Source organism: Ruminiclostridium papyrosolvens DSM 2782, assembly GCF_029318685.1.
Taxonomy (GTDB): domain Bacteria; phylum Bacillota; class Clostridia; order Acetivibrionales; family DSM-1351; genus Ruminiclostridium; species Ruminiclostridium papyrosolvens.
The window spans coordinates 5017501-5027861 of the sequence record NZ_CP119677.1 but is presented as its reverse complement, the minus strand read 5'-3'; the positions used below and the strand labels follow the sequence as shown (position 1 = coordinate 5027861).

Below are 10361 nucleotides of genomic sequence, written 5' to 3'. Positions count from 1 at the left end.
GTCCCTTCGCCCACCTTGGTTATACATATTAATAATAAAAAATGTGCATGATATCGAATATAAATAAGCACGTTATTTGCCAAAAACGCTACGAGTTAAAAAGCTTGTACAAGTTTTTTTATGAGTGAGAAATACAAAAAAATAGTTAATTACATTAAACATTAAAAGTTATTAACAACCTGGCAGCTTAAAAACACACAGGTTATCAACAAGTATTAATAAATATATCAGAGTTTTGTGGAAAATTCAATAAGAAAAACGAGAGATATCCACAAAAATATATTTCAATAGGAGATATATCCACAGGTTATGTGTAAATATAATATATAAGTAACAACATGTTGAAATGATATATTTTATCGATACCATATATAGTTCTTTGAATTTATAAAAAAAATAATTGAAAAATTATTCTAGCAATAAGGCTTTGAATAAGCCTTGACAGGTTGAAATATCATAATATATAATAGGTCTGGTGTCTTTAAAAGAAAACACTCAACTGTTTATATAAACAAAGATGGATCGGGGGTGTACCAATGTTAAGAACATATCAGCCTAAAAAAAGGCATGCTAAGAAGGAACATGGATTCAGAAAAAGAATGAGTACTTCTAACGGCAGAAAAGTATTAAGAAGACGCAGATTAAAAGGAAGAAAGGTTCTTTCAGCGTAAGACCGCATATTTGTGGTCTTTTTCTTTAAAACTTGCTATTCTTCGTACAAACTATTAATTACAAAGGCAGTATTTTATGAAAAAGACTGTAACACTAAAAAAGAATTACGAGTTTGCAAGAGTTTTTAATAAAGGATCGTTTTATGTTGGAAGGTATATAACTGTTTATATCCTTCCAAATAAACAATCCTTTAATAGAATTGGAATATCAGTTTCCAAAAAGGCAGGCAAAGCAGTTATCAGAAATAGAAAAAAAAGATTAATCAGAGAGAGTTACCGGTATTTTGAAGACTATATTTCCAATGGATTTGACATTGTAGTTGCAGCAAGATCCGGCGAAAGTGTTCCTACTTTTAGAGCTGTGTTAAAGGAAATCAAATACTTGCTTAAAAAGCTGCAGATATTTGATCAGGAGAAATACAATTGCTTAAAAGAATATTGATAGCATTAATCAGGTTCTACCAGAAATTTATATCGCCACTAAAAATGAGGCCTACGTGCAGATTTTATCCCACATGTTCACAGTATGCGATTGAGGCTGTAATTAAATACGGTTGTATAAAAGGATCATATCTGGCATTAAAACGAATATTAAAGTGTCACCCCTTTCATCCGGGAGGGTTTGACCCTGTTAAATAGATACTAATTGTAATATATAGGAGATAAATATGTTCGACGTAATAATTAGGCCACTTGGTCAATTCCTTTATTGGATTTATAATACTATTGCATTTCATAATTACGGTCTTGCACTTGTTATTTTTACTATAATTATTAGAGCTGCAATGATCCCATTAACCTTAAAACAGTACAAGTCTTCTGCTGAAATGCAAAAAGTTCAGCCTTTACTCCAGGAAATTCAAAGAAAATATGCAAATGATAAAGCAAAGCTAAACGAAGAAATGATGAAGCTTTATCAGGAACATAAAATAAATCCCGCAGGGGGATGTCTCCCACTACTTATACAAATGCCTATATTGTTATCATTATGGCAGGCTATCACAAAGCCACTCAAATATATGCTGGGTTTTACTCCAGAACAGTTGAAAAACCTTGCAGAAGCATCTAATATACCCATCAATAGTGCGTATTCAGAAATTAATACTATAACACACTTTATGAGTATAGGTCAGGGTTCTAAAGTCGGAAACTTGAACATGTTTTTCCCAAGTCATGGGTTTGGGATAAATTTGGGTGATATACCTACATGGCATTTTAACAAAATTATGAGCGAGCCTAAATATGCAGTTCTTTTGCTGTTACCTATAATAGCAACCATTACGACATATTTGTCAGTGCGTATGTCAATGCCTAAGGCAACTTCAGACAAGGCTGCAAACCCGATGGGAAACAGCATGATGTATGTATCTCCTATAATGACTTTACTATTTTCATTCCAGTTCCCTGCAGGTCTTGCTCTATATTGGATTACCGGTAACGTGTTTGCTATTGTTCAGCAATACTATGTAAATAAGTATGTCCTTAAAAAGAAGGAGGAAGTGAGTAAATAATGGCTTACAGTATTGAAAAAAAAGGTAAAACAGTTCAGGAAGCTATATCTGCTGCACTCGAGGAATTACAGTTAACACAGGATGATGTTGATATTGAAGTTATAGAAGAGGGCAACAAAGGTATTTTTGGTATTATAGGTTCTAAAGTTGCCAGAATACGAGTGACAGTTATAGAAAAAGAAGAGAAAAACAGATGTGATATAGCATCAGATTTTTTGTACACAATACTTAATAACATGGGTGTTGAGGCTGATATCAATGTTAGCGAAGATGAGGAAAGCATAGTTGTTGATATAAATGGAGACAATATTGGAATAATTATCGGTCGCAGAGGGGAAACAATGGATTCCCTGCAGTATCTTACAAGTCTGGTTGTTAATAAGGAATATGAAGATTATAAAAGAGTAATACTAAACGTTGAAAATTACAGACAGAAAAGAGAAGAAACTCTTGTAAAGCTTGCTAACAGACTTGCTGATAAAGTAGTTAAATACAAAAAACCCATTACACTTGAGCCAATGAACCCATATGAGAGAAGAATAATACATTCATCTCTTCAGGGACATAAATATGTAGAAACATACAGCACAGGTGAAGAGCCAAAGAGAAAGGTAGTTATTACTCTGAAATAACTATATCGCTTACTTAAAAACATATACTAAGAAATAAATATGCATATCAGATGGTTCAGGGTCATACCTTGAACCATTTTGTGCGTTGGTAAGGCATTAAAAATATGCACTAAGTTAAAAGAGGTAATGTTATGCACAATGAAGATACGATAGCAGCACTGTCAACTCCGTACGGAACAGGTGGAATCGGTGTTATTCGAATAAGCGGAGAAAAAGCATTTAGCACAGCAGATAAAATATTTAAAGCCTCTAAAGCAATGGAGGAAATACAGTCACATACAGTCACATACGGAAAAATTGTTGATAAAGAATCAAAAGATATTATAGATGAAGTATTACTGCTGAAAATGTGTAAGCCAAATACATTTACAAGGGAAGATGTTATAGAACTACAATGTCATGGTGGAATTGTAGTAATAAACCGTGTATTGGATTTGATTTTTAAAAATGGGGTAAGACCTGCAGAGCCGGGAGAATTCACTAAACGTGCTTTTTTAAACGGCAGAATAGACTTGTCACAAGCTGAAGCCATAATTGATTTAATCAACTCAAAGACAGTTGAAAGCTCAAAAGCTGCAGTAAGCCATCTGGAAGGAAGATTATCAGCCAGATTAAAAATCATCAGAAAAACTTTAGTAGGATTACTGGCTCATATTGAGGTGACTGTTGATTATCCGGAGCATGATATAGAAGAAATAACGGGAGAAAAAGTTTTAGAGAATCTTAAAAATATAAAAGGTGAGCTTCACACTCTGGCAGGAACTTTTGAAAGAGGCAAGATATTAAGAGAAGGATTAAATATAGTAATTGCAGGGAAGCCAAATGTAGGTAAGTCATCTCTGTTAAACCAGTTGTCAGGAAATACAAAGGCAATTGTAACTGATATTCCGGGAACAACAAGAGATATTATAGAGGAATACGTAAATATCAATGGAATTCCGGCAAAGATTACAGATACGGCCGGTATAAGAAATACTCAGGATGTAGTTGAAAAAATAGGAGTAAACAAAGCATATGAGGCGGTTGGACAAGCTGATTTAACAATAGTAGTTCTTTCAGCGGAAACAGGTATAGATGATGAAGATATTGAAATTTTAAATTTAGTAAAAAATAAAAAAGCTCTTATTTTAATAAACAAGACGGATTTGGCAGATAAAGAGCAAGTTAATGAAATAAAGGCTCAGTTAGAAAACCATGATATTATTTTAAAAGCATCAGTAATAAATGCCAGAGGAATAGAAGAGTTGGAAGCAACCATATCGGAATTATTTGTCAAAGGAAAAATATCAGGAAATGATGAAGTGCTTTTAACAAATTCCAGACATAAATACCTTGTGGACAGAGCTATTGAGGATATTCAACAGGCATTAAATTCTTTTAGTACAGGAATGCCACTTGACATGGTAACTATAGATATAAAAAGCTGTGCCGATAACATTGGGCAGATTACAGGGGAATCAATTGACGAAGCTGTGATGCATGATATATTCAGTCGTTTTTGTATTGGAAAATAAGATTACGTAAAAAAATTACAGATTATATATAGAAAGGAAGAATCCTTATGGATTATTTCGCTGGAAGTTATGATATAGCTGTTATCGGTGCAGGACATGCCGGATGTGAGGCAGCATTGGCAGCAGCAAGACTTGGTTGCAGCACTATAGTATTTTCTATTAACCTGGACAGTATTGCAAACATGCCTTGTAATCCAAGTATTGGGGGAACAGCAAAAGGCCACTTGGTAAGGGAAATAGATGCCTTAGGCGGACAGATGGGGAAGACAACGGATAAAACCTTTATTCAGTCAAAAATACTTAACTCATCTAAAGGCCCTGCAGTATATTCCTTGAGAGCGCAAGTGGACAGAAGACAATATCAGATGGAAATGAAGCACATTCTTGAAACACAGGAAAACCTTGATATCAGGCAGGCAGAAGTTATAGAAGTACTTACTGATGAAACGGGGACCAGTGTAACAGGCGTAAAAACTCACACTGGAGCTATATTTCAGTGTAAAGCAATAGTACTTACAACGGGGACATATCTCCAAGGAAAAATTTTCATCGGTGACGTAAATTACAGTGGAGGACCTGATGGATTATTTCCTGCAAACAGATTATCAGAAAGCTTGCAAAATATAGGCATAGAGCTGCTTAGATTTAAGACGGGAACTCCTGCAAGACTAAATAAGAGAAGTCTGGACTTTTCGAAGATGTCTGAGCAACCCGGGGACGACGTAATTGTTCCATTTTCCTTTGAAACAGAAAAAATAGAAAAGGATCAGGTTCCATGTTGGCTCACATATACAAATGCCGATACTCATGAGGTAATCAAAAAAAACATTCATAGGTCACCACTATATAGTGGAAATATTACAGGTATAGGCCCAAGATATTGCCCATCAATAGAGGACAAGGTAGTAAGATTCTCTGATAAGGAACACCATCAGGTCTTTGTAGAACCTATGGGAATAGGAACGGAAGAAATGTACCTGCAGGGAATGTCAAGCAGTCTTCCTGAGGATGTACAGGTAGAATTTATGAGAACTATTCCCGGGCTTGAAAATGTAAAGGTAATGAGAAGTGCCTATGCAATAGAATATGACGGAATAGATGCTACACAGTTAAAATTATCATTAGAATATAAAAAAATAGAAGGATTGTTTTCAGCAGGGCAAATAAATGGAAGCTCCGGATATGAAGAAGCTGCTGCTCAGGGAATTGTTGCGGGAATAAATGCTGCAATGAAGATACAAAACAGAGAGCCATTAATATTGGACAGGTCCCAAGCATATATAGGCGTACTTATTGATGACCTTGTTACAAAAGGTACAAAGGAGCCTTATAGGATGATGACGTCCAGAGCAGAGTACAGACTTCTTCTAAGGCAGGACAATGCTGATTTGAGATTGACATCCTTAGGCAGGGAAATAGGATTGATTAGTGAAGAACGATATGAAAAATTTCTTAAAAAGAAGGAATTGATAGAGAAAGAAATAGAAAGACTGAAAAACACATATTTACCTCCCAGTGAAGCTGTTCTAAAATATCTTGAAAGCAGAAACAGTACAGCCATAAAAAGTGGAATTCAGGTTACAGAACTACTAAGGAGGCCAGAAATAAGTTATGAAAGCCTTTCACAAGTTTGCGAACTTCCAGAACTACCAAGAGCTGTACGTGAACAGGTGGAAGTTGCCGTAAAATATGAAGGTTATATTAAAAGGCAAATGCAGCAGGTAGAACAGTATAAAAAGCTTGAAGGCAGAAAAATACCACAGCCTATTGATTACAACGAGATACAGGGATTAAGACTAGAGGCCAGGCAAAAACTTTCACAAATAAGGCCTGACTCCATAGGTCAGGCATCCAGAATAACAGGGGTATCTCCTGCTGATATATCAGTATTACTCATATATCTTGAACAGGTTAACAGAAGGAAAAATTAGCAACCGGAGGAATTTATGGCACTTGACAATGAATTAAAGGAATTACTTATCAAAGGATTGACACACTATAAAAAAGAGATATCCGACACACAAATAGAGCAATTTGAAAAATACATGGAGCTTCTGAAAGAGTGGAATAAAAAAATAAATTTAACAGCAATAGAGGATGACAGGGAAATAGTAATAAAGCATTTTATTGATTCAATCAGCATAGTTCCTCATATAGGAAATGAAGACATAAAGATTATAGATGTAGGTACCGGCGCAGGTTTTCCCGGTATTCCTCTCAAAATAGTGAACCCAAAAAATAAAATAACACTGCTTGATTCATTGGATAAGAGAGTAAAGTTTCTTAATGAGGTAATAAATAAAGTAAATATTACCCAAATATCAGCGATTCATGGCAGAGCAGAGGACTTTGGAACTAACCCTGTATATAGGGAGAAGTATGATATTGCTGTCGCAAGAGCAGTATCAAATCTTCCGGTTTTACTCGAATATTGTCTTCCATTTATAAAAATAAACGGAATATTTATCGCAATGAAAGGAAGTAGCACCGAAGAGTTTGATAATTGCAATAGAGCTCTCGACATTTTAGGTGGTAAAATTGAGAAAATAGAAAAAATGGAACTACCGTTTACAAATATAGAAAGAAATGTCGTTGTGGTAAGAAAGTTTAGACAGACGCCGACAAAATACCCAAGGAAAGCAGGTAAACCATCGAAAGAACCGTTGATATAGGAAGTATTATCCATTATTAGCTTCTTTTTTATCGAACGATTTTTCATAGGTAATAAAGGAAAAGAAGGTTCATAAAAGGAAATATCCTTTGTAAGTAATTTACAACATATAGTAGATTACTAATTTAAATTAATAAATAATATACAAAGGATGGTGCCGTTATGTTGGAGAGTAAAATTCAATTTACAAAACAGGAAAAGAAGGAAGACCAGAAAAATATTACTTATGTTGGTATAGACCACATCAGACCAAATCCATACCAACCAAGGAAACAATTTAATAAAATGGCTCTTGAAGAACTGTGTGATTCCATTAAACAGTATGGTGTGCTACAGCCAATTAACGTTAGAAGACTTTCCCATGGCACATATGAGCTTGTAGCAGGTGAACGGAGACTTAGAGCCGCTACTATGGCAGGATTACAGGAGATTCCGGCAATAATAATAAATGTAGACGATAATGATTCTGCCGTAATGGCACTTATCGAAAATCTTCAAAGGGAAGACCTTAGCTATATGGAAGAGGCTGAGGGCTATAGCAATCTAATAAATGAGCATGGATTTACTCAGGAAGAGCTTGCCCAGAAGATTGGTAAAAGCCAATCAACAATAGCAAATAAAATAAGACTGTTAAAGCTTTCTCCATTGATTAAAAAAATACTTTCTGATAATAATTTGACTGAGAGACATGCAAGAGCATTGTTAAAGCTCCACGATGAACAGCTTCAACTAAAGGTTCTGAGGCTTGTCTGCGAGAGAGGCTTGAATGTAAAGAAAACAGAAGAACTGGTAGAAAGAGCTATAGATAAATACTCAAAAAATATAAAACAAAGAACAACCTCTGAAAAGAAAATGACAAAAGCAATAAAGGATGTAAGGATATTTGTCAATACTATAAAACAGGCGATAGATATAATGAGACAGTCAGGTGTAAATGCAAAGGCTGCCCAGGTTGACAGAGGGGAATACATAGAATTTGTGGTTCGAGTTCCTAAGAACAATATGGCTTGATATACATAAAATAGGAGTTATATAAAAAATAATTTAGGAAACTGGGCCGGGGGTGTCCAGTTTTTTATGTATAAAAACAAGCTTTCACTATGTTTTCCATAAATAAATAAGAAGTATTCTATATGTAATAAATTGGCAATACTAAATATTGTATTTGAAAATAACAGGTATACAAAAAAGTGGACAGTAAGTTAAAAGTTTATTACAATATACAGTGGATAAGATTGTTTTTATAAAAGGAAAAGAGGTAAAAAGTTAGATGGCAGATGAAATAAGGGAGCAAAAAATTATTCCCATAGACATTGAATCTGAAATGAAAAAATCGTTTATAGATTATGCTATGAGTGTAATAATAGACAGAGCACTGCCTGATGTTCGAGATGGATTGAAACCGGTACACAGGCGTATACTTTACACCATGTTTACTTCAGGTTTTACTCCGGACAAGCCATACAGAAAATCCGTTGCAACCGTAGGTGAAGCGTTAAAGAGTTTTCATCCGCATGGTGATGCTGCTGTTTACGATAGTCTTGTACGTATGGCACAGGATTTTTCATTGAGACATCCATTAGTAGACGGACATGGAAACTTTGGCTCAAGAGATGGTGATGCTGCAGCTGCGATGAGGTATACTGAGGCAAAGCTGGCCAAAATATCAATGGAGATGCTTGCTGATATTAACAAAGATACAGTTGATTTTAAGCCAAACTTCGACGAACATGAAGTTGAACCGGTTGTTTTACCAGCTAGGTTTCCAAACCTATTGGTTAATGGTTCATCAGGTATTGCTGTTGGTATGGCCACCAATATACCCCCACACAATTTAGGTGAGACAATTGATGGTATATGTGCAGTTTTAGATAATCCAGAGATTACTATTGATGAATTAATAATGAAATACATCAAAGGTCCGGATTTTCCAACTGCTGCTAAAATAATAGGTAAAAGAGGAATAAGGGACGCATACAAAACCGGTAGAGGAAGACTTATTGTACGTTCCGAGGCTACCATAGAAGAACTACACGGAAACAGGCACAGGATTGTTGTTACCGAGATTCCGTACATGGTAAATAAGGCAAGGCTGGTAGAAAAAATTGCAGATCTTGTTAAGGATAAAAAAATAGATGGAATATCATTTATTCAGGATGAATCCGGCAGAGAAGAGCCTGTAAGAATAGTTATTGATTTAAAACGTGATGCCAATCCGAATGTTGTGCTGAATCAACTATATAAAAATACACAACTTCAGGAAAGCTTTAGCGTGAACATGGTCGCTATAGTACCTACTGAAGACAAGATGTATGAGCCAAGAACTTTGAATTTAAAACAGGTAATTGATTATTACATAGCTCATCAAGAGGATGTAATCAGACGAAGAACAAAGTTCGAACTTGATAAAGCCGAAGCTAGGGCACACATATTGGAAGGCTTAAAAATAGCACTGGATAACCTGGATGAAGTTATCAGAATTATACGTAATTCAAAAACAGAATCCGTTGCAAAAGAAAAGTTATCAGAGAGATTTGGTTTCAGTGACAAACAATCTCAAGCAATTGTAGATATGAGATTGGGACGTTTAACCGGTTTAGAAAGAGAGAAACTGGAAAGTGAGTATAACGAGCTCCTTGAAAAGATTAAATATTTTAGAGATGTACTTGCAAATGAAATTCTTGTTCATCAAATAATAAAGGATGAACTTACAGTTATTAAGAATAAATATGCTGATGAGAGAAGAACAAAGATTGAGATTGACGAAGATGAGATAGACATTGAGGACCTTATCCAAGAACAGGAAAGTGTTATCACAATGACTCATTTCGGATATATAAAGAGATTGCCTGCCGACACATACAAGAGCCAAAGGCGTGGAGGTAAGGGAATAATAGGTCTAAGTACAAGAGAAGAGGATTTTGTTAAAAATCTCTTTGTAACTTCGACACATCACTTTATTATGTTCTTTACCAATAAGGGAAGAGTTTATAGGTTAAAGGCATATGAGATACCTGAGTCCGGACGACAGGCAAAGGGTACTGCAATAGTAAACCTCCTGCAGCTAAACGGAGACGAGAAGGTTACCACTGTAATTCCTATACAGGAATATAAGGAAGGATTATACCTTGTAATGGCAACCAAAAACGGCCTTGTTAAGAAAACTGATCTGATGGAATACGATAGTATCAGAAAAGGCGGGCTTGCAGCCGTTAGTTTAAGGGAAAACGATGAACTTATAGATGTTAAGCTTACAGACGGTAATCAGGATATAATACTTTCAACGGTTAATGGTATGGCAATCAGATTTAAGGAAACTGATGCAAGGCCTATAGGTAGGGTCTCACAAGGTGTTAAGGGGA

The 10361-nt window shown here is 35.3% G+C and carries 10 protein-coding genes (1 of these 10 running past the window's edge); all 10 read left to right on the top strand.

The features are described from left to right. Positions 1-536 precede the first annotated feature (536 nt). Complete coding sequence (gene rpmH / locus P0092_RS22035) at positions 537-671, top strand: 50S ribosomal protein L34 (RefSeq protein ID WP_004619013.1); 135 nt, start codon at positions 537-539, stop codon at positions 669-671. Positions 672-747: 76 nt separating this feature from the next. Next, a complete protein-coding gene (rnpA, locus tag P0092_RS22030) occupies positions 748-1113 on the top strand; it encodes a ribonuclease P protein component (protein ID WP_004619012.1) in 366 nt (121 codons plus the stop codon). After that, a complete protein-coding gene (gene yidD / locus P0092_RS22025) occupies positions 1095-1310 on the top strand; it encodes a membrane protein insertion efficiency factor YidD (RefSeq protein ID WP_004619011.1) in 216 nt (71 codons plus the stop codon). Before rnpA ends, yidD begins: the two co-directional genes overlap by 19 nt. A gap of 29 nt (positions 1311-1339) precedes the next feature. After that, positions 1340-2182, top strand: coding sequence for a YidC/Oxa1 family membrane protein insertase (locus P0092_RS22020; protein WP_004619010.1), 843 nt, complete (start codon positions 1340-1342; stop codon positions 2180-2182). Further along, positions 2182-2814, top strand: coding sequence for an RNA-binding cell elongation regulator Jag/EloR (jag, locus tag P0092_RS22015; protein WP_004619009.1), 633 nt, complete (start codon positions 2182-2184; stop codon positions 2812-2814). Before P0092_RS22020 ends, jag begins: the two co-directional genes overlap by 1 nt. Positions 2815-2945: 131 nt before the next feature. Further along, on the top strand, positions 2946-4328 hold the full coding sequence (gene mnmE, locus P0092_RS22010) for a tRNA uridine-5-carboxymethylaminomethyl(34) synthesis GTPase MnmE (protein WP_004619008.1): 1383 nt from the start codon (positions 2946-2948) through the stop codon (positions 4326-4328). Between the two features lie 47 nt (positions 4329-4375). Then, positions 4376-6259 carry a tRNA uridine-5-carboxymethylaminomethyl(34) synthesis enzyme MnmG gene (mnmG, locus tag P0092_RS22005; protein WP_004619007.1) on the top strand — a complete coding sequence of 628 codons (1884 nt, stop codon included), beginning with the start codon at positions 4376-4378 and terminating at the stop codon, positions 6257-6259. Positions 6260-6274: 15 nt separating this feature from the next. Beyond that, complete coding sequence (gene rsmG, locus P0092_RS22000; RefSeq protein ID WP_004619006.1) at positions 6275-7000, top strand: 16S rRNA (guanine(527)-N(7))-methyltransferase RsmG; 726 nt, start codon at positions 6275-6277, stop codon at positions 6998-7000. A 161-nt stretch (positions 7001-7161) separates the two neighbouring features. After that, positions 7162-8010 (top strand): nucleoid occlusion protein, encoded by an 849-nt coding sequence (gene noc / locus P0092_RS21995; protein WP_004619005.1) that lies wholly within the window; start codon positions 7162-7164, stop codon positions 8008-8010. Between the two features lie 259 nt (positions 8011-8269). Next, on the top strand, positions 8270-10361 hold the 5' portion of the coding sequence (gene gyrA / locus P0092_RS21990) for a DNA gyrase subunit A (protein ID WP_004619004.1). Its footprint extends 434 nt past the window's final position; only the first 2092 of its 2526 coding nucleotides appear in the window; its start codon is at positions 8270-8272; its stop codon lies off the right edge, out of view.

What these genes read in the sequence shown, in the direction of transcription:
- rpmH (WP_004619013.1), top strand. Translation starts at nt 537, where the DNA reads ATGTTAAGAACATATCAGCCTAAAAAAAGGCATGCTAAGAAGGAACAT.
- rnpA (WP_004619012.1), top strand. Translation starts at nt 748, where the DNA reads ATGAAAAAGACTGTAACACTAAAAAAGAATTACGAGTTTGCAAGAGTT.
- P0092_RS22020 (WP_004619010.1), top strand. Translation starts at nt 1,340, where the DNA reads ATGTTCGACGTAATAATTAGGCCACTTGGTCAATTCCTTTATTGGATT.
- jag (WP_004619009.1), top strand. Translation starts at nt 2,182, where the DNA reads ATGGCTTACAGTATTGAAAAAAAAGGTAAAACAGTTCAGGAAGCTATA.
- mnmE (WP_004619008.1), top strand. Translation starts at nt 2,946, where the DNA reads ATGCACAATGAAGATACGATAGCAGCACTGTCAACTCCGTACGGAACA.
- mnmG (WP_004619007.1), top strand. Translation starts at nt 4,376, where the DNA reads ATGGATTATTTCGCTGGAAGTTATGATATAGCTGTTATCGGTGCAGGA.
- rsmG (WP_004619006.1), top strand. Translation starts at nt 6,275, where the DNA reads ATGGCACTTGACAATGAATTAAAGGAATTACTTATCAAAGGATTGACA.
- noc (WP_004619005.1), top strand. Translation starts at nt 7,162, where the DNA reads ATGTTGGAGAGTAAAATTCAATTTACAAAACAGGAAAAGAAGGAAGAC.